15 protein-coding genes are annotated in these 17,186 nt (G+C 69.0%); 11 read left to right on the forward strand and 4 right to left on the reverse strand.

What is annotated here, in order from left to right:
- Positions 1–237 precede the first annotated feature (237 nt).
- The gene (locus H0X91_RS33615; protein WP_058903974.1) at positions 238–1,041 is read left to right on the forward strand and encodes a hypothetical protein; all 804 of its coding nucleotides are present in this window, start codon (positions 238–240) and stop codon (positions 1,039–1,041) included.
- A 628-nt stretch (positions 1,042–1,669) separates the two neighbouring features.
- Complete coding sequence (locus H0X91_RS33620; RefSeq protein WP_058903747.1) at positions 1,670–2,029, forward strand: avidin/streptavidin family protein; 360 nt, start codon at positions 1,670–1,672, stop codon at positions 2,027–2,029.
- A gap of 272 nt (positions 2,030–2,301) precedes the next feature.
- Here the strand turns inward: H0X91_RS33620 and H0X91_RS33625 are convergent, their stop codons facing one another.
- Complete coding sequence (locus tag H0X91_RS33625) at positions 2,302–3,072, reverse strand: NAD(P)H-dependent oxidoreductase (protein WP_058903746.1); 771 nt, start codon at positions 3,070–3,072, stop codon at positions 2,302–2,304.
- Positions 3,073–3,185: 113 nt separating this feature from the next.
- On the opposite strand from H0X91_RS33625, the gene H0X91_RS33630 reads away from it, so the two are divergent.
- From H0X91_RS33630 to H0X91_RS33645, 4 genes are all read left to right on the forward strand, one after another.
- Positions 3,186–4,073: a LysR family transcriptional regulator gene (locus tag H0X91_RS33630; RefSeq protein WP_034203742.1), complete on the forward strand. Its 888-nt coding sequence runs from the start codon at positions 3,186–3,188 to the stop codon at positions 4,071–4,073.
- A gap of 285 nt (positions 4,074–4,358) precedes the next feature.
- Positions 4,359–5,120 (forward strand): hypothetical protein, encoded by a 762-nt coding sequence (locus tag H0X91_RS33635; RefSeq protein WP_230878090.1) that lies wholly within the window; start codon positions 4,359–4,361, stop codon positions 5,118–5,120.
- A 175-nt stretch (positions 5,121–5,295) separates the two neighbouring features.
- Entirely contained in the window at positions 5,296–6,015 is a 720-nt protein-coding gene (locus H0X91_RS33640) for a response regulator transcription factor (RefSeq protein ID WP_006484292.1), read from the forward strand.
- On the forward strand, positions 6,015–7,526 hold the full coding sequence (locus H0X91_RS33645) for a sensor histidine kinase (RefSeq protein WP_080331414.1): 1,512 nt from the start codon (positions 6,015–6,017) through the stop codon (positions 7,524–7,526). Before H0X91_RS33640 ends, H0X91_RS33645 begins: the two co-directional genes overlap by 1 nt.
- A 16-nt stretch (positions 7,527–7,542) precedes the next feature.
- Here H0X91_RS33645 and H0X91_RS33650 read toward each other — a convergent pair whose 3' ends face one another.
- Both H0X91_RS33650 and H0X91_RS33655 read right to left on the reverse strand, forming a co-directional pair.
- On the reverse strand, positions 7,543–8,643 hold the full coding sequence (locus H0X91_RS33650; RefSeq protein ID WP_196433761.1) for an AraC family transcriptional regulator: 1,101 nt from the start codon (positions 8,641–8,643) through the stop codon (positions 7,543–7,545).
- A 118-nt stretch (positions 8,644–8,761) separates the two neighbouring features.
- On the reverse strand, positions 8,762–9,553 hold the full coding sequence (locus H0X91_RS33655) for an HAD-IIB family hydrolase (RefSeq protein WP_059721042.1): 792 nt from the start codon (positions 9,551–9,553) through the stop codon (positions 8,762–8,764).
- A 289-nt stretch (positions 9,554–9,842) separates the two neighbouring features.
- On the opposite strand from H0X91_RS33655, the gene H0X91_RS33660 reads away from it, so the two are divergent.
- Together H0X91_RS33660 and H0X91_RS33665 are read left to right on the forward strand one after the other, a co-directional pair.
- Complete coding sequence (locus H0X91_RS33660; RefSeq protein WP_006498529.1) at positions 9,843–11,477, forward strand: AMP-binding protein; 1,635 nt, start codon at positions 9,843–9,845, stop codon at positions 11,475–11,477.
- The gene (locus tag H0X91_RS33665) at positions 11,477–12,637 is read left to right on the forward strand and encodes an AraC family transcriptional regulator (RefSeq protein WP_006498528.1); all 1,161 of its coding nucleotides are present in this window, start codon (positions 11,477–11,479) and stop codon (positions 12,635–12,637) included. The genes H0X91_RS33660 and H0X91_RS33665 overlap by 1 nt, the downstream gene beginning before the upstream one ends.
- A gap of 219 nt (positions 12,638–12,856) precedes the next feature.
- Here the strand turns inward: H0X91_RS33665 and H0X91_RS33670 are convergent, their stop codons facing one another.
- Positions 12,857–14,098 (reverse strand): FAD-dependent oxidoreductase, encoded by a 1,242-nt coding sequence (locus tag H0X91_RS33670; protein ID WP_230878091.1) that lies wholly within the window; start codon positions 14,096–14,098, stop codon positions 12,857–12,859.
- Positions 14,099–14,167: 69 nt separating this feature from the next.
- Here H0X91_RS33670 and H0X91_RS33675 point away from each other — a divergent pair, with 69 nt between their 5' ends.
- The 3 genes from H0X91_RS33675 to H0X91_RS33685 all read left to right on the forward strand — a co-directional run.
- Positions 14,168–15,004: an AraC family transcriptional regulator gene (locus tag H0X91_RS33675; protein WP_034203736.1), complete on the forward strand. Its 837-nt coding sequence runs from the start codon at positions 14,168–14,170 to the stop codon at positions 15,002–15,004.
- 205 nt (positions 15,005–15,209) lie between these two features.
- Positions 15,210–17,000 (forward strand): acyl-CoA dehydrogenase, encoded by a 1,791-nt coding sequence (locus H0X91_RS33680; RefSeq protein ID WP_006498525.1) that lies wholly within the window; start codon positions 15,210–15,212, stop codon positions 16,998–17,000.
- A gap of 36 nt (positions 17,001–17,036) precedes the next feature.
- A partial coding sequence (locus H0X91_RS33685; RefSeq protein ID WP_141718724.1) for an FAD-dependent oxidoreductase occupies positions 17,037–17,186 on the forward strand: 150 nt, incomplete at its 3' end.

A 17,186-nucleotide genomic window follows, 5' to 3' on the forward strand; every position in this document is an offset into this window, starting at 1 on the left:
CGCGTTCATCGATGCGTACAACAAGATGGTCGTCGCGCTGCGCAGCTACAAGGCGCAGGACGTCAAGGGCGGGCTGGGCCGCGGTGGCCAGCTGCAGGTCAACTGACGTCGCCGGGCCGGCGAGGGCTGCCGGCCGATTGCCTTGATTCCTGATGTCCGATTCGTGAGGGTCGGTGCGTGCGGCACGATGCGCGCGCAGCGGCTGCGTTCGTCCTGTTCGTTCCGAAGGTGATCCCGATGAAAGCCGTTGCACTGATTGCATTGACCTGCCTGGCGCTGACCGCTTGCGGCGGTGGCGACGACAATTCCTCGCCCGCGGCGTCCGGCGGATCGGGCACGACCAACAACGGCGGCAGCGGCGGGACGGGCGGCACGCCAACGACGGGCACATCCGATGGCAATTCGGGTTCGCCGACCGCCTCGAACGTCGAGTGCGATCCGGTCTACCAGCAAGGCGATATCGTGCAACTGCACATGTACACGCAAGCGACGGCGCAGAGCCCGGCGGTCGACAACGGCGTGTACACGCGGACCTTCGCGCCGGCGACGTTCGAGGGCGTGGCGCTTACGCAGCAGGCCGAAACCACGACCGGCTCGCCGATTCAGACCAATCACTACTACCTCGTCGGCAACGGCGTGCGCACGAACTACGGCGGCGAGGTCTACAGCGGCAGCACGCTCGCGTTGCGCGATGTGAACTCGCCGCCCTATGTCGAGACGATCGGGCTCACGGGAAGCGAGACGGTGAATTATGTCGATACGCCCGTCTTTCCGTCCGGCGGCGCGCAAACGTCCGTCTCGATCCAGCGGACCTACGTCGCGCGCGAAACGGTCAGCCTCCGGAACGGCAAGGTCTTCGCGAACGCATGCCACTATCACACGACGGAGACCTTCACCAACCCGGCGTTGACCAGCAAGACGATCGCGGACGACTGGCTCGCGCCGGGTGTCGGCATGGTCAAGTCGGTCGCCGATGTGGGCGGCACGCAGATCATCACGCGCGAACTGGAATCGGCGACGGTGGGCGGCAAGTCATACTGAGCATGCATGGACGGCGCGCGGGGATTGGTCACGCGCCCGTGGTTGACGATGCTGCGTGGCGGCATGCAGCAGGTCACGTCGTCACGCGGGCGCCGGCCCGATTTTCCGACTGGCAGGAACGTGACGGCGCGCTCTGTTGTCCGCCGTCGAGATAACCGTTGCAACGACGGGGCGTTGACAGAGCGAGCCGCGTGAATTTCATCCAGAAACCCCAAGCGGTTCAGGCGAGAAAGTTGCTCGACATCTTCCCGACGCCGTCGTGGCGACCGCAGCAGCAATGGGAAAACGTGCGGGCCCCTTGATCGGCTCATGTCGACGCAGGCGAGCCTTCGTGCCGGACGGCATCGTGTGGTCAACAAAGTGGGGGAACACAAGCGTCCGCACTGGCCGGATCGCCACATGCACCGCCTCATATCATCCGACGAGCGTCTATACTTTTTGATCGTCATGCCGGCGCAGTGGGCGCTGGTGATGCATCACTATTGCTGGATTCGCGCCAGGATTTTCTGTCACGACGGTGCTCGCCCATGCGCGGCGCCGGCTTTGCGAGCCCGATTGCCGCGAGAAGGCGCCGGCGCCTGGAACGCTCGGCCCATTGGCGCGTGAGCGTGTGCTCCGGAGGTGCGTTATGAACTGGATCGGTACGTGGCGTAATCAATACGGCTCCACACTTTCCATCACCGACGACAAGGAGGGCGCCATCCGTGGCGTATTCAGCACCGCGTTGCAGGACAGCGCCTTCTTCGGTCACGATCTGCCTGTCTCGGGCGTCTGGTTTGGCGATTGCATCAACTTCGCTTTCGGCATATCGAATGACCGGGTTACCGTGATCTGTTCTTTCACGGGCATGCTGCGTGACGGCACGCTGCAGACGGTATGGCATGTCGTTACCAGCCAGGCGCCTCGGCAAGGCTCACGATCATCGGAGTCTGGATGGGCACATGCCGTCCAGACCAATGCGGATACGTTCGAGAGAGTCGCGGGGTAACGTATCTGCGAACTCGTGGTCCGGAGCGATTGCAAGGTGCGATGCCCGTTGCTGACCTGAACGGCGTGGCCAGGCGGGTGGCATGCAGGTTCGTGCCGAACGTCGTCACCGGGCCGGTCGCGACTGGGCGGTCTCGCGCGTCGGCGAGCTGCCGTGCAGTGCCCCGAACGCGCTGCGCGTCGAACAGGTCGGGCCAGCCTTACCCGCAGCCTTTCCTCCCGTCCGGGCGCAAGTCAATTCGACGCAGCGTCACGGAATTTCCCGTGAGGGGTTCACGCACACCCGCGCACGTACCGGTCGTACCCGACGATTCCCGGTTTGAGCGTCCCGTGCTCGTCCCAGTCATCCCAACCCGGAAATCGCAGCGGCCGGTCCGTCTGCCAGTTCGCGAGCCGGCGCGCGAGCGTGTCGCGATGCGCGGCCAGTTCGGCCGCCAGCGCCGCATCGTCCTGATACGCGTAACCGCCGTGTGCGTCCTGCACGCCATGCGCGAGCACCGGCGACAGCACGTCGTATCCCATGTAATGCAGCGAGTAATGAATCGGCCACAGCAGCAGGCCGATGTCGCCGCTGCGCCCGCCCGGGCCGAACGTCGCGGCCGGCGCACCGGTCGTGACCGAGCAGATCGCCCGTCGGCCGCGGAAGTGGCCGCGATCGTAGCGGCGGCTGCCCGTGTACAGGCCGCCGTTCACGAACACGCGATCGAACCAGCCCTTCAGCATCGCGGGCGGCGCATGCCACCAGACCGGAAACTGGAACACCACGAGGTCGGCCTGCTCGAGCCGGGCGATCTCCCGGCGCACGTCGGCGGGCAGCGTGGCATGCGTGCTCGCGTGGCGCTGTTCGACCAGCGCCGAGAACACGTCGGCGTTCGCGCGACACGGGTAGTGGCGCGGCGCCTCGACCGGATCGAACCCGTCCGCGTAGAGATCCGACACCTCGACGTCATGGCCGAGCGCGCGCATCGTCCGCGCGGCGGTGTCGCGTAGCGCGGCGTTGAACGAGCGGGGTTCGGGATGGCAATGAACGATCAGCGTGTGCATGGGCGGCGTTCCTCATGGTGTGCCGGTGAAGGCGGCTTGCGCCGGGATTTGCCTGATACGGTACGCGTTGCGAGAATGAACGGGAATTGGCCAGTTTCGCAAACGAGGTTTGCATGAATGAACAGCGGCTGTCATGGGACGATCTGCGGCTCGTGCTGGCGGTGGCGCAGGCCGGTTCGCTCGCGGGCGCGGCGCGGCGGCTCGGCATCAGCCACGCGACGGTGTTTCGCCGCCTCGCGGCAATCGAGGCCGAACTGGGCGTCAAGTTGTTCGAGCGCACCCGCGCCGGTTATGCGCCGACGCCGGCCGGCGAGGACGCCGCCGCTGCCGCCGAACGGATCCAGGACGAGGTGCATGGCGTCGAGCGGCGCGTGGCCGGTCGCGACGTGCGGCCATCGGGCACCGTGCGCGTGACGACGACCGATACGCTGCTGTCGGGCTTGCTGTCGCCGGTGTTCGCCGCGTTCCGGCATGCCTGCCCGGAGATCACGCTGGAAGTGTCCGTGTCGAACGCGGTCTTCGATCTGTCGAAGCGCGAGGCCGATGTCGCGATCCGCCCGTCGTCGTCGCCGCCTGAGGTGCTGATCGGCCGCCGGGTCGGTACGATCGCACAGGCCGTCTATGCGGCACCCGGGTGGCGCGAGCGCGCCGACGATCTCGCGTGGGTCGGGCCGGACCGGCGGATGGGTTACCGGCCGCTCGAGCGATGGATGCATGCCCAAGGCGCCGATGCGCGTTGCGGGTATCGGGTCGATACGCTGCTCGGCCTGTTCGCCGCGGCACGCGCCGGCATCGGTGCAGCCGTGTTGCCGTGCTACCTGGCCGACGACGAGCGCGATCTGGTGCGGCTGGGCGGCCGGATCGACGAACTGGCGACCGACCTGTGGCTGCTGACTCATCCGGACCTGCGCGACACCGCGCGGATTCGCGCGTTCTCGTCGTTCGTCGCAACGTCGATCGAGGCCTTGCACGCGCGGCTCGCAGGTGACGCGCATCGCTGACGGACCCGCGGGCCGGATGCTTCGGGCTGCGAAGCGTTACGGCCGCGTTGTCCTTGGCGGTGCGGCCGGCCGCATTTCCCCGAGCCTCGCGCTCATCGCATCGACGTACGCATGCACCTTCCGCGACGGCAGCGCCGTGTCGCGCCGACCGCTGACGTTGGCAGCGTCCTTCGACGGCGGGCACGGACATGACTCGAAGACGGTTTGACCGAACTGGACTCGCGCCTGATCGCGGCCCCGGAAACGCCCGGCAACGACACCTGCCGCTAGCGCGTCAGACGAACGATGAAGCAGACGGTCCTTGCCATCCTGGTCGGCGCGTGCGCCGGTCTGCTGGCGTTCGTGGCGGCAGTGAACAACAGCAGGCAAAAGCAGGCGGCACCACGCGTACCGCGGCCGGACGCATCGCCATCGCTGGATTTTCAGTACTTTCCCGGCGAGCCGAAAGGCTATGCGGGATACACCGATCACGTCTCGATGCAGCAGACCGTCAACGATGACCTTGTCGAGCATGATGCCGACTGGCAATTCAGCCGCATAGGATTCGCGAAGGGATTCCTGCGTACGGTGCTGCGCCGAGCCGATCGCTCGCCAAATGCGCCCGGCATTTTTCGCATGGAACGCGTGAGCGAAGACGATGCGATGACGATCGAGTGGATCGCACGGATGCAAACGGACGGCGTCGACAACGCTTCTCCTTCGACATCGAATTTGAAGTCGATCGTGGATGGGATGGCGTCCGACATTGCGTCGACCGGACCGCGTCGCTCGACGTTCGGGAGTCGCGCCGGGGTGGACGGCCGCGAAGGGTTGGAACGCGACGAAATTTCTGCCGAGCGATTGCGCGAACTCACGAAGCTCATGCGCGACGCGGAACGCAGGCGCGTCGCGGGCGGCCCATGCCCGGATCGTGCCGCGGGAATCGAGAGGTCGAGGGACGGGCGGCGCCGATCCGTCGGCTGGCGAACCTTGCGCTGTCGATCGAGCGTGCCGCCCGGCGTGTCCGACATCGCGTTTCAGGGGCCAGATTGCCGCGCCCGCCCTTGACGGCGTGGGCTGACGGCGCACGCGCGGCGCAAACATAAACGAAATGTGATCCCTTGCCGCCGCAAAATTTTGCACAATGACGGCAGCGCGGCCTTCCGCCGTGCTTCGCGCCGGCTCCGATCGCCGCCCGACAACCGTGACCGAGCCCCGCTCCGACGTGCCGCCGCCCACCGCCATGGACCAACCGAAACGTATCCTGATCGTCGAGGACGATGCCGACATCGCCGACGTGCTCAGCCTGCACCTGCGCGACGAGCGCTACGAAGTCGTGCACAGCGCGGACGGCGCCGAAGGGCTGCGCCTGCTCGAACAGGGCGGCTGGGACGCGCTGATCCTGGACCTGATGCTGCCGGGCGTCGACGGCCTCGAGATCTGCCGGCGGGCGCGCGCGATGACGCGCTACACGCCGATCATCATCACGAGCGCGCGATCGAGCGAGGTGCACCGGATCCTCGGCCTCGAACTCGGCGCCGACGACTACCTCGCGAAGCCGTTCTCGGTGCTCGAACTCGTCGCGCGCGTGAAGGCGCTGCTGCGGCGCGTCGATGCGCTCGCGCGCGATTCGCGGCTCGACGCGGGCACGCTCGACGTCGCCGGGCTGGCGATCGACCCGATCGCGCGCGAAGCGAGCGTCGACGGCGCACGCATCGACCTCACGCCGCGCGAATTCGACCTGCTGTATTTCTTCGCGCGGCATCCGGGCAAGGTGTTCTCGCGGATGGACCTGCTCAATGCGGTGTGGGGCTATCAGCACGAAGGCTACGAACATACGGTCAACACCCACATCAACCGGCTGCGCGCGAAGATCGAGGCCGATCCGGCCGAGCCCGTGCGAATCCTCACCGTGTGGGGGCGCGGCTACAAGCTCGCCGCGCCGGGTCAGCGGGACGCATGATGAAGCTCACGCTCACCCGGCGGCTGTCGCTCGTGTTCTCGATCCTGCTGCTCGCGTGCTCGGGTGCGTCGGCGTGGCTGCAGATCCGCGCGAACGACATGCGCGAGAAGGAAGTCGTGCAGGCGCTGTCGCGCGACCTGGCCACCAACATCGCCGGCAGCGCGCCGCTGATGGACGCGAACGGGTTGCGCCCCGATGCCGTGCGCACGTTGTTCGGCCAGTTGATGGGCGTGAACCCGAGCGTCGAGGTGTACCTGCTCGACAACGCGGGGCGCATCAAGGGCGACGATGCGCCGCCCGGCCACGTGAAGCGCGACCGCGTCGATCTCGCGCCGGTGCAGCGCTTCATCGCGGGCCAGCCGCTGCCGATCCTCGGCGACGATCCGCGCAGCCCGGACGCGCGCAAGGTGTTCAGCGCCGCGCCGCTGCAGCGGCCAGGGCAGCCGCCGTCGGGCTACATCTACGTGGTGCTGCTCGGCGAGGCGCACGACCGGCTCGCCGCGCGCGTCGACGCCGGCAACGTGCTGCGCACGACGCTGTGGTCGATGGCGATCGTCGCGCTGCTCGGTCTGCTCGCGGGCCTTACCGCATTCAGCTTCATCACGCGCCCGCTGCGCCGGCTGACGGCCGCGATGCGCGACTTCGACGCGAACGGTGCGCCCGGCGCGCCGGGCGCGGCTGATGTGCAGCCGCCGGTGCTGCGTTTGCCGCCGGGCCGTCGTGGCGACGACATCGCGGTGCTCGAATCCGCGTTCGCGCAGATGGCCGACCGGATCGGCGACCAGTGGCGCGCATTGACGCGCCAGGACCAGCAGCGGCGCGAACTGATCACGAACATCTCGCACGACCTGCGCACGCCGCTCACGTCGCTGCACGGCTATCTGGAGACGCTGTCGCTGAAGGCCGACACGCTGGCCGAGCCCGAACGGCGGCGCTACCTGTCGATCGCGCTCGCGCAGAGCGCGAAGGTCGGGCGGCTCGCGCAGGCGCTGTTCGAGCTCGCGCGGCTCGAATCGGGCGGCGTGCAGGCCGAGCGCGAGCCGTTCTCGCTGGTCGATCTCGTGCAGGACGTATTCCAGAAGTTCGAACTGAGCGCGCAATCGCGCGGCGTCGCGCTGCATGCGCGGATTCCGCCGCGCGTGCCGGCCGTGTCGGCCGATCTCGGGATGATCGAGCGCGTGCTGACCAACCTGCTCGACAACGCGCTGCGGCACACGCCCGCGCACGGCGAGGTCGAGATCGCGCTGGCGCCGCACGGCGACCGCGTGGTCGTGACCGTGTCGGATACCGGGGCAGGGATTCCGGCGGCGCGGCGCGAAGGGCTGTTCCAGCGGCCGCAGCGGCCGATGAGCGGCGGCACCGCGACGAGCGGCGGGCTCGGCCTGTTGATCGTGCACCGGATGCTGGCGCTCAACGGCAGCGGCATCCGGCTCGTCGACCGGGCCGGGCGCGGCGCGGTGTTCGAGTTCGCGCTGGCGGTCGCGTCGCCGGCGGCGGGCGACGCACGCTGAGCTTCGATCGGCGGCGTCAGCCGCCGCGCTTGCGTCGCACGTCGCTCGGCGTCGTGCCGGTCCAGCGCTTGAACGCGTGGCGAAATCCCACCGCATCGCTGAAGCCGAGCGTCAGCGCGATGTCCTCGGTGCTGAGCGTGGTCGTGCTGAGGTAGTCGATCGCGAGCGCCTTGCGCACGCTCGTCAGCAGTTCGCTGTACGACGTGCCTTCGGCTTCGAGCTTGCGGCGCAGCGTGCGCGAGGTCATGCACAGGATCTCGGCGATCGCGTCGATGTCCGGAAACTGCCCGGGCGTGCGCGTGAGTTCCTGGTATACGTGCCGCGTGACGCCGGCCTGGCTGCGCATTTCGTCGAGCAGGCTCGCGCAGTGCGACGACACCTGCGCAGCGGTGATCGGATTCGCGAGCTGCGGCGCGCGCGTGAGCCAGGCCGCCGGATAGCTGAGCACGTGGTGCGGCTGGTCGAACGCGATCGGGCATTCGAGCGCGTCGGCCAGCAGCGCACAGTGCGGCGGCTGCGGCTGCGCAAACTGCGCGCGCGCCGGCACGCACCATCCGCCCATCACGTCCTTGATGATCGTCACGTGCAGCGCGAACTGCATGTCGATCAGGAAACGGTACAGCGGCTCGTCGAGATCGGGCAGCGCGACTTCGTGGCGGTCCGGAAACAGCCACGACGCGGTATCGCCTTGTTCGACCCAGCGGATCGGGAGCATGCCGTTCGCGAGCCGGTGATATTTGACGGCGGAATCGAACGCGTGCGCGAGCGATTCCGAGCACAGCATCGCGTAGCCGTACATCCCGTAGCTCGACGCGCGCAGCCGGCGGCCGACGCGCACGCCGAGGTCGGGGCCGTCGTAGCGGGCGACCGCGTTGCGCGCGGCCGTCAGGAACTGCAGCGGCGACGTGAGCGTGAACGGGTCCGCGACGTCGGCCGGCGCGAGGCCGGTGCCGGCGAGCACGGCGGCCGGATCGAGGCCGGCTTGCGCGGCCACGTCGACCAGCACGGCCAGCTTGGCCGGCGTGAAGCGCTGCTCGCGCAACGCGTGCGCGGAAGCGGCGTCCGGCAGCCGGGCGGGACGGGCGTCGGTCGGTTTCAAGAGCGCACTGCGCGGCATGACGGGATCCTGCGTCCGAATCGATATCGTTGACGGCACGCAATTCTGCGCGGGAACGGTCCCATCCGCCACCGGGTTCACCCTGATATACGCCGGCGCCACCCCGCCGCGCGGGTAGTCAGCCCCGATCGCCGGGCTGCGCGCGCAGGATCGCGTCGACGAACTCGACGAAGCCGAGGCCGCCCGGGCCTTGCGTGATCCATCGCGGCAGCGCGGACAACTGCGGCAGATACTCGATGACGGTGCTCATGCCGGCCGTATGCGTGAAATAGCCGAACATCGGCGCGTCGTTCGTGGAATCGCCCGAATAGGCGACGCACCCGGGCGCGGCGCCGGCATCGACGCCGAACGTATCCGCCAGCACGCGCAGCGACATCGACAGCTTGTCGTACCCGCCGACCCAGCCGATCACCCACAGATTGTTGATGGTTGCGTCGGCACCGGCCTCGATCAGCGCGTCGAGTATCCGGTCGTCCTGGTCGCCGCCGGTGCGTGCGTACGCGAGCGACGTCAGCCGGAAGTCCTGGTCGTCCGCGCGGCGGGCGGGCGGGACGGCCGTCGCGACATGCCGCGCGATGCGCCGGAGCGCGTCGCGTGCGCCGTCGAGCGCATCGTCCGCATGCCAATAGCGGCGTTCGGCGCCGTGCCCGTCCGGGCTGCGCCGGATGAAGAGTCCGCCGTTCTCCGCGATCACGCCGTCGACCGGCCACATCCGCGCCATCTGGTCACACCAGCCGGCCGGCGCGGCGGTGACCGGGATCACGCGGATGCCGCGCGCTTGCAGCCGCTCGAGCGCCGCATAGGTCTGCGCGGCGAGGCGGCCGCGATGCGTGAGGGTCTCGTCCATGTCGGTCAGCAGGAAGCGAACGGACGAGAAGGTGTCGGCGGGGGCCAGGGCGAGCGGCTGCATGGTCTCGGCGGATGAGGGACGGTCGTCGATTATGAAGAACGGCGACACGCCGCGCCATGCCGCTTGCTGCTTTGCAATTCGCGCCGGGGAATATGCGCGCGGACGAGTTGCCTGGACAGGGAGCGAGCACGCATGTCCGTTTCGATCATGTTTTCGGCCGCCCGGATCATTTGCAAAGCGCGTCGCGCGGGCGATAGTCGCCGGTCAGGCGGCGGCCCGCGTCCCTCCGGCGTGCAGGCCCCGTGCGAACGGTACGCATGCTGGCGTGCCGTCCAAAGAGGAGTGAGACATGACGAAGAGACACTGGACCGGGTCGTATGGCTCGATCCCCGCCGAGATCGACGCCGATCGCCATCCTTCCGTCAGCGCGCTGCTGGACGACGCGATGCGCCGCTTCGCCGACCGTCCGGCGTTCCATGCGTTCGGCCGCACGCTCACCTATGCCGACGTCGAGCGCCTGTCGACCGCGCTGGCCGCGTATCTGCAGCAGGTCGTCGGCGTGCGCAAGGGCGATCGCGTGGCGGTGATGCTGCCCAACGTGCTCGCGTTCCCGGTCGTGTTCGTCGCCGTCGCGAGGATCGGCGCGATCCAGGTCAACGTGAATCCGCACTACACCGCGCGCGAGCTCGAGCATCAGCTCAACGACGCGGGAGTCGAGGTGGCGATCGTCTGCGGCGGGTCGATGGGCACGTTCGCGGACGTGGTCGGCGGCACGCGCGTGCGCACCGTGCTGAGCGTGGGGCGCGAGGATCTCGGCGTCGTCGATGCGCCGGCCGGCACCTGCGACGCGCTGCCGCCCGGTTCGACCGCGCTCGCGCAGGCGATCGCCGCCGGCGAATCGCTCGCATGCGAGCCGGTGGCGCTGAGCGGCGCGGACCTGTTGCTGCTGCAATACACGGGCGGCACGACCGGCCTGTCGAAGGGCGCGGCGCTGTCGCATCGCAACCTCGTCGCGAACATCGCGCAGTTCGCGGCGATCGTGCCGGATGCGCGTCGGCCGGGCGAGGAGGTCGTCGTCACGGCGATCCCGCTGTATCACATCTTCGCGCTGACGGTGAACTTCCTGTCCTACTTCGCGATCGGCGCGCAGAACTGGCTCGTCGCGAACCCGCGCGACATGGACGGGTTCATCGACGTGCTGAAGGCCGCGCGGCCGACGGTGTTCGTCGGCGTGAACACGCTGTACGCGGGGCTCGCCGGCCATCCGCGCCTGAAGGAGGTCGACTGGTCGCGGCTGAAGCTGTCGGCCGGCGGCGGGGCGGCGGTGATCGACGTGATCTCGTCGCGCTGGAAGGCGGTGACGGGCAATTTCATTCGCGAAGGCTACGGGCTGTCGGAAACGTCGCCGGTCGTGTCGTTCAACCCGCAGTCGATCGACCGGTTCACGGGCACCACGGGCCTGCCGCTGCCGTCGACCGACGTGAAGCTGCTCGACGACCAGGATCGCGAGGTGGCGATCGGCGAGGCGGGCGAGATCTGCGTGAAGGGGCCGCAGGTGATGAGCGGCTACTGGCAGAAGCCGGACGCGAACGCGGCCGCGTTCACCGCGGACGGCTATTTCCGTACCGGCGACGTCGGCGTGTTCGACGCGGCCGGCTTCCTGCGGATCGTCGACCGCAAGAAGGACATGATCATCGTGTCCGGTTTCAACGTGTACCCGAACGAGGTGGAAGCGGTCGCGACCGCGCTGCCGGGCGTCGCCGAATGCGCGTGCATCGGCGTGCCGGACCCGCGCACGGGCGAGGCCGTCAAGCTGTTCGTGGTGCTCGCGGCGGACGCCGACGTGACGGAGGCGCAACTCGTCGCGCATTGCCGCGCGAGCCTGGCCGCGTACAAGGTGCCGAAGCTCGTCCGTTTCGTCGAGCGGCTGCCGAAGTCGACGGTCGGCAAGATCCTGCGCCGGGAACTCAGCCGCACCGACTGATGGGCACGACGCGCCGCGCGGCCGCGGCGGCGCGGCCCGGTGCGCCGGCCACGCCGAAGGGGGCGCGCGGGCCGCTCAAGTACAATGCGGTCGGTTCGATCGACGGGGACGCGATGACCGGCTCAGATTCACTTTCCGCCCGGCCCGGGCGTGCGCTGCCGTCGCCGAGCGCGACGGTGCCGATCTCGCTCGTCAACGGCTTTCTCGCGAGCGCGGGCGTGCAGCGCGACGTGGTCGAGCGCTACCTGCGCGGCGCCGGCATTCCGATCGAGCTGCTCGGCGAGCCGCACGCGCGCGTGACGGAGGAGCAGTTCTCGACGCTGTACCGCACGCTCGCGATCGACCTCGACGACGAGATGCCCGGCATCTTCTCGCGCCCGTTGCGCGGCGGCACGCTGAAGTACCTGTGCCTGAGCCTGCTCGACGCGCGCAATCTCGAAACGGCGCTGCACCGTTTCGGCCAATTTTTCCATATCCTGCTCGACGACTTCTTCGTCGAATCGAAGCGCGACGATCTCGTCGCGCAGGTGCTGCTGCGTCCGAACGACGCCATCGGGCCGATCGGCGCGCTCGGCCAGGAGCTGATGCTCAAGCTCGTGCACGGCGTGTGCTCGTGGCTGATCGGGCAGAAGATTCCGCTGCTGCAGATCGAGTTCGCGTGCCCGCGGCCGCGCCATGCGGTCGATCACCTGTACTTCTTCACCGGCGCAGTGCAGTTCGACTGCGAGCGCACGCTGATGCGCTTCAGCGCCGACTACCTCGACGCGCCGATCCGGCAGAGCAAGCGCAACCTGCGCAAGTTCCTCGCGCGCGCGCCCGGCGACTGGATCTTCGAATCGTTCAGCGAACAGCTCGTGTGCCATCGCGTGCGGCAATACCTGTCGGCGGCGCTGCCGGATCTGCCCGTGATCGACCAGGCGGCCGAGCATCTGCATTGTTCGGTGCGGACGCTGAGCCGTCACCTGGCGGCGGAAGGGACGACGTTCCAGGTGCTGAAGGACGAACTGCGGCGCGATATCGCGATCCAGCGGCTGACCGATACGCCCGACACGATCGCGGCGATCGGCGCCGATATCGGCTTCGACGATCCGAGCGCGTTTCATCGCGCGTTCCGGCACTGGACCGGGAGTACGCCGGGGACGTATCGGCGGCGGGCGTGACGCGGGCGCGACGCTGAGTGGCGCGGATGCGCGGGTTCGCGGATTGAATCCCATAACCGGCTCCTTTTGCGGTTTCCACGGCCGGTTTTCGGCGGACATTCCCATAACCGGCGACCTTCACCGCTCGGGCCGTGCAGGCGCGCACTCGGCCGATCGTTTCCTTCGGCGTGCGTCGCCGCAATCGGCGATCTGGATTTCCGATCGACGGACACATTCCGCTCAATTCTCGGCAAACAGCCGCGCGGCCGCGCGATCGGACGCGATCACCGCGTCGGTCGCCCACACGCGCATGTCTTCCGCATATCGCGTCAGCGCGTGCCGGATATCGCCACCGTTGGCGGTCTGCCCGGCCAGCCGCGCCGCCAGCGCGGCGGCATCCCTGAGCGCCGTATTGGCGCCCGCGCCGCCGGCGGGACTCATGGCATGGATCGCGTCGCCCAGTAGCGTGACCGGGCCGGCCGGCAGCGCTACGTCGGGGCGTCCGCGACGCACGGGCAGCGCGGTGACGGCGTCGGACGGTGTGTCGAGCAGCAAACGGCGCAGCACCGGGTGCCAGTCCCGCACGACATGCCGGAGCGCGGCCGGGATTCGCGCCGCGAGCGCAGCCGTCGGGTCGGCGTCATCCAGCCCGAAGCGGCTCGACGGTCCGATCGCGGCCCAGTAGAAATAGTCGTCCGGCGGCGTGAACCGGCTGCACGGCAGCGCATGGGCCGCGAGCGCCCGCAGGTCGGTGCGGAACCGCATGTCCTCGAGGACCGCCGCGCACCCGTCGGCCACGATCACCGTGGTGGCGGCGCGCAACCCGGCGGCTTCGGGGAACGCGGGATCGTCGGTCGGCAGCCGGGTCCTGCCGTAGACGCACAGGGCGCCGGTCCTGACCGGCGCGGCCGCCGGAACGAGCTGCGCGCGGAGGGTCGAATGGATGCCGTCCGCGCCGACCAGCACGTCGCACGTGACGGACCCCGACGTGCCGCTCGCGAACGTCACGTGTGCGCGGCCGTCGGGCAGTACTCGATAGCGGTCGACCGCGTGGCCGACATGCACGCGATCCTCGATGCCGGCCATCAGGATCTCCCGCAGGGTCAGCCGGTTCACGCTCAGGTCCGCCGTGTCCGGTGCGGTGTGCCAGCCGGCGGGCGCATGTCCGTGGGCGGGCGTGAGCCGGGGCGTCGCGAGCCGCACGGCGCCGGTGCCCTGCGACGCCGATGCCCGGAACAATGCCGCCGGCCCGGCCGGCAGGCAGGCCGCCAGCGCGCGCTGGCCGGTCGCGTCGATCCGGATGCGGTAGCCCTGCCTCCGGCTGTCGATGGCCGCGTCGCGCTCGTAGACATCGAACGCGATGCCGGCCTGTTTCAAGGCCTGGGCGAGGGCCAGGCCGCCGAGACCTGCACCGACGATGGCGACGTGAATGTCGTGCATGGAACGCTCTCCGTTAGCCGCGCGGGGTGCGCGGTCCGGCATGCATTGTTCCGTGCGTCACGGGTGGGCGGATAACGGCATCTGGCCGTTCAATGCCGTAGACTGGCCAATATGGATAACCGTACCGCCGCCGACCTGGCGCTTCCCGACTACAGCGAATGGCTGGACGGCCCCGCGCTGATCGCGCTGCGCGGCAATGACGATCCGGCCAGCGCGTATCGGCTCGGCACACGCGACTATGACTGGCACGCGCATGCGCGCGGTCAGGTGCTGTGTGTCGAGGCGGGGTTGATCCACGTTCATACGCCGCGCGGTGCGTGGCTGCTGCCGCCGCATCGTGCGGGCTGGGTGCCGCCCGGCATGCCGCACAAGGTGCGGGTGAGCGGCGCGCCCGGTGGCTGGGTGCTGCTGGCCGCGCCGCCGTTCTGCGCGGGCCTGCCGGACGAACCGTGCGTGATCGGCATCAGCGCGGTGCTGCGTTCGCTCGCGCATCGTGCGATCGAATGGGACAAGCACGCGCCGCTGGCGCCGGAGCACGCGAGGATGGCTGCGGTCATCCACGACGAAATCCGTCGCACGCCGCGCGAGGCGTTGCACGTGCCGATGCCCGCCGATCCGCGGCTCGCGCGGGTGGCACGGGCGCTTCTCGACGATCCCGGCAGCCGGCGCACGCTCGATGCGTGGGCGGCGTTCGGTGCGATGTCGCCGCGCACGTTGCGGCGGCTCATGTCGGCCGAAACCGGGTTGAGCTTCGCGCAATGGCGCCAGCAGGCTCGGCTCGCGCGCGGCCTCGACCTGCTCGCCCGCGGCTGTCCGGTGGCCGAGGTGTCGGACCTGCTGGGTTACGCATCGCCCAGCAACTTCATCGCGATGTTCCGAAAGGCGCTCGGCGATTCGCCCGCGCACTATTTCGCCACCCGGCCGGAACGGCAGCCGGACGGGCGCTGACGCCCGCCAGACGGGCTTTCGCGGCCAGATGCGACGGCCGCCGCCGGCGCGCGACGTGGCCGGTTTTGTCACCATGTGGGCCGGATATGACAATCGGAATCGGGAGTCCCGGCGTTAGGATGGCCCATCACGTCGCGGCGCTGGCCGGTTTTGCCGTACCGGGCCCGCGTCGCGCCCTATTCACCGCCTGATTGGAACATCGACCATGAGCTATAACGCCCCCGTCAAGGACATGCTGTTCGTGCTGAAGGAACTCGCGGGCATCGACGCCGTCGCGCAGTTGCCGGGCTTCGAGGATGCGGGTTACGACACGGCGCAGGCCGTGCTCGACGAGTCCGCGAAATTCTGCGGCGAGGTACTGGCGCCGCTGAACGTCGAAGGCGACCGCAATCCGAGCAGCTGGAAGGACGGTGTCGTGACCGCGACGCCGGGCTTCGGCGAAGCGTTCCGCCAGTTCGTCGAAGGCGGCTGGCAGGGGCTGCAGCATCCGGCCGAGTACGACGGCCAGGGGCTGCCGAAGCTGATCGCGACGCCGTGCATCGAGATGCTGAACGCGTCGAACCTGTCGTTCGCGCTGTGTCCGCTGCTCACCGACGGCGCGATCGAGGCGCTGCTGACGGCTGGCACCGACGAGCAGAAGCAGCGCTACGTGCCGAAGCTGATCTCGGGCGAATGGACCGGCACGATGAACCTGACCGAGCCGCAGGCGGGCTCCGACCTCGCGCTGGTGCGCTCGCGCGCCGAGCCGCAGGGCGACGGCACCTACAAGGTGTTCGGCACCAAGATCTTCATCACGTGGGGCGAGCACGACATGGCGGACAACATCGTCCACCTGGTGCTCGCGCGCACGCCGAACGCGCCGGAAGGCGTGAAGGGCATCTCGCTGTTCATCGTGCCGAAGTTCATGGTCAACGACGACGGCTCGCTCGGTGCGCGCAACGACGTGCACTGCGTGTCGATCGAGCACAAGCTCGGGATCAAGGCGAGCCCGACGGCGGTGCTGCAGTATGGCGATCACGGCGGCGCGATCGGCTATCTGGTGGGCGAGGAGAACCGCGGCCTCGAATACATGTTCATCATGATGAACGCGGCGCGCTTCGGGGTCGGGATGCAGGGGATCGGCGTGGCCGACCGCGCGTACCAGAAGGCGGCCGAATTCGCGAAGGAACGCGTGCAGAGCCGCCCGGTGGACGGCTCGGCCAGGCAGTCGGTGACGATCATCCATCACCCGGACGTGCGCCGGATGCTGGGCACGATGCGTGCGCTGACCGAAGGCGCGCGGGCGCTGGCCTACGTGGCTGCCGCGCACAGCGACATTGCCCACCGCCATTCGGACGAGGCGACGCGCGCGCGTCATCAGGCAATCTACGAGTATCTGGTGCCGGTCGTGAAGGGCTGGAGCACGGAGATGGTGAACGACGTCGCGAGCCTGGGCGTGCAGGTGCACGGCGGGATGGGGTTCATCGAGGAGACGGGCGCGGCGCAGTACTACCGCGATGCGCGGATCCTGGCGATCTACGAAGGGACGACGGCGATCCAGGCGAACGACCTGGTGGGCCGCAAGACGCTGCGCGACGGCGGCGCGGTGGCGAAGGCGCTGCTCGCGGAAATCGGCGACACGGTGACGGCGCTCGGCAAGCTGGACGGTGCGGCGGCCGCGTCGATGAAGGCGCAGCTGGAGAAGGGCGCGCGCTCGCTGGCGGCGGTGGTGGACTACGTGCTCGCGAACGTGAAGCAGGACCCGAACGCGGTGTTCGCGGGCAGCGTGCCGTACCTGAAGCTGGCGGGTGTGGTGCTGTGCGGCTGGCAGATGGCGCGCGCGCTGGTGGCTGCGCACGCGAACCGTGCGAGCGACCCGGCGTTCTTCGACGCGAAGATCGCGATCGCGCAATGCTATGCGGAGCACGTGCTGGTACAGGCGGGTGCGCTCGAAGCGTCGATCGTCGGCGCGAAGGGCAACGAGAGCGTGCTCGCGTTGACGGAAGACCAGTTCTGACCCACTGACGGTCGGGACGCAGCAGGAGACAGGATTTTGACCACACAGGACTTGCTCGCGCAATACGGCCCGCGCGAATCGATGGAATACGACGTCGTGATCGTCGGCGGCGGCCCCGCCGGGCTGTCGGCGGCGATCCGGCTCAAGCAGCTGGCCGCCGAGAAAGGCGCCGAGATCGGCGTGTGC

The organism is Burkholderia sp. 9777_1386, from assembly GCF_015712265.1.
Lineage (GTDB): Bacteria > Pseudomonadota > Gammaproteobacteria > Burkholderiales > Burkholderiaceae > Burkholderia > Burkholderia cenocepacia.

Coding starts and splice junctions, on each gene's coding strand:
- H0X91_RS33620 (WP_058903747.1), top strand. CDS start 1,670: ATGAACTGGATCGGTACGTGGCGTAATCAATACGGCTCCACACTTTCC.
- H0X91_RS33635 (WP_230878090.1), top strand. CDS start 4,359: ATGAAGCAGACGGTCCTTGCCATCCTGGTCGGCGCGTGCGCCGGTCTG.
- H0X91_RS33655 (WP_059721042.1), bottom strand. CDS start 9,553: ATGCAGCCGCTCGCCCTGGCCCCCGCCGACACCTTCTCGTCCGTTCGC.
- H0X91_RS33615 (WP_058903974.1), top strand. CDS start 238: ATGAAAGCCGTTGCACTGATTGCATTGACCTGCCTGGCGCTGACCGCT.
- H0X91_RS33680 (WP_006498525.1), top strand. CDS start 15,210: ATGAGCTATAACGCCCCCGTCAAGGACATGCTGTTCGTGCTGAAGGAA.
- H0X91_RS33640 (WP_006484292.1), top strand. CDS start 5,296: ATGGACCAACCGAAACGTATCCTGATCGTCGAGGACGATGCCGACATC.
- H0X91_RS33670 (WP_230878091.1), bottom strand. CDS start 14,098: ATGCCGGACCGCGCACCCCGCGCGGCTAACGGAGAGCGTTCCATGCAC.
- H0X91_RS33645 (WP_080331414.1), top strand. CDS start 6,015: ATGAAGCTCACGCTCACCCGGCGGCTGTCGCTCGTGTTCTCGATCCTG.
- H0X91_RS33665 (WP_006498528.1), top strand. CDS start 11,477: ATGGGCACGACGCGCCGCGCGGCCGCGGCGGCGCGGCCCGGTGCGCCG.
- H0X91_RS33625 (WP_058903746.1), bottom strand. CDS start 3,072: ATGCACACGCTGATCGTTCATTGCCATCCCGAACCCCGCTCGTTCAAC.
- H0X91_RS33660 (WP_006498529.1), top strand. CDS start 9,843: ATGACGAAGAGACACTGGACCGGGTCGTATGGCTCGATCCCCGCCGAG.
- H0X91_RS33650 (WP_196433761.1), bottom strand. CDS start 8,643: ATGCCGCGCAGTGCGCTCTTGAAACCGACCGACGCCCGTCCCGCCCGG.
- H0X91_RS33630 (WP_034203742.1), top strand. CDS start 3,186: ATGAATGAACAGCGGCTGTCATGGGACGATCTGCGGCTCGTGCTGGCG.
- H0X91_RS33675 (WP_034203736.1), top strand. CDS start 14,168: ATGGATAACCGTACCGCCGCCGACCTGGCGCTTCCCGACTACAGCGAA.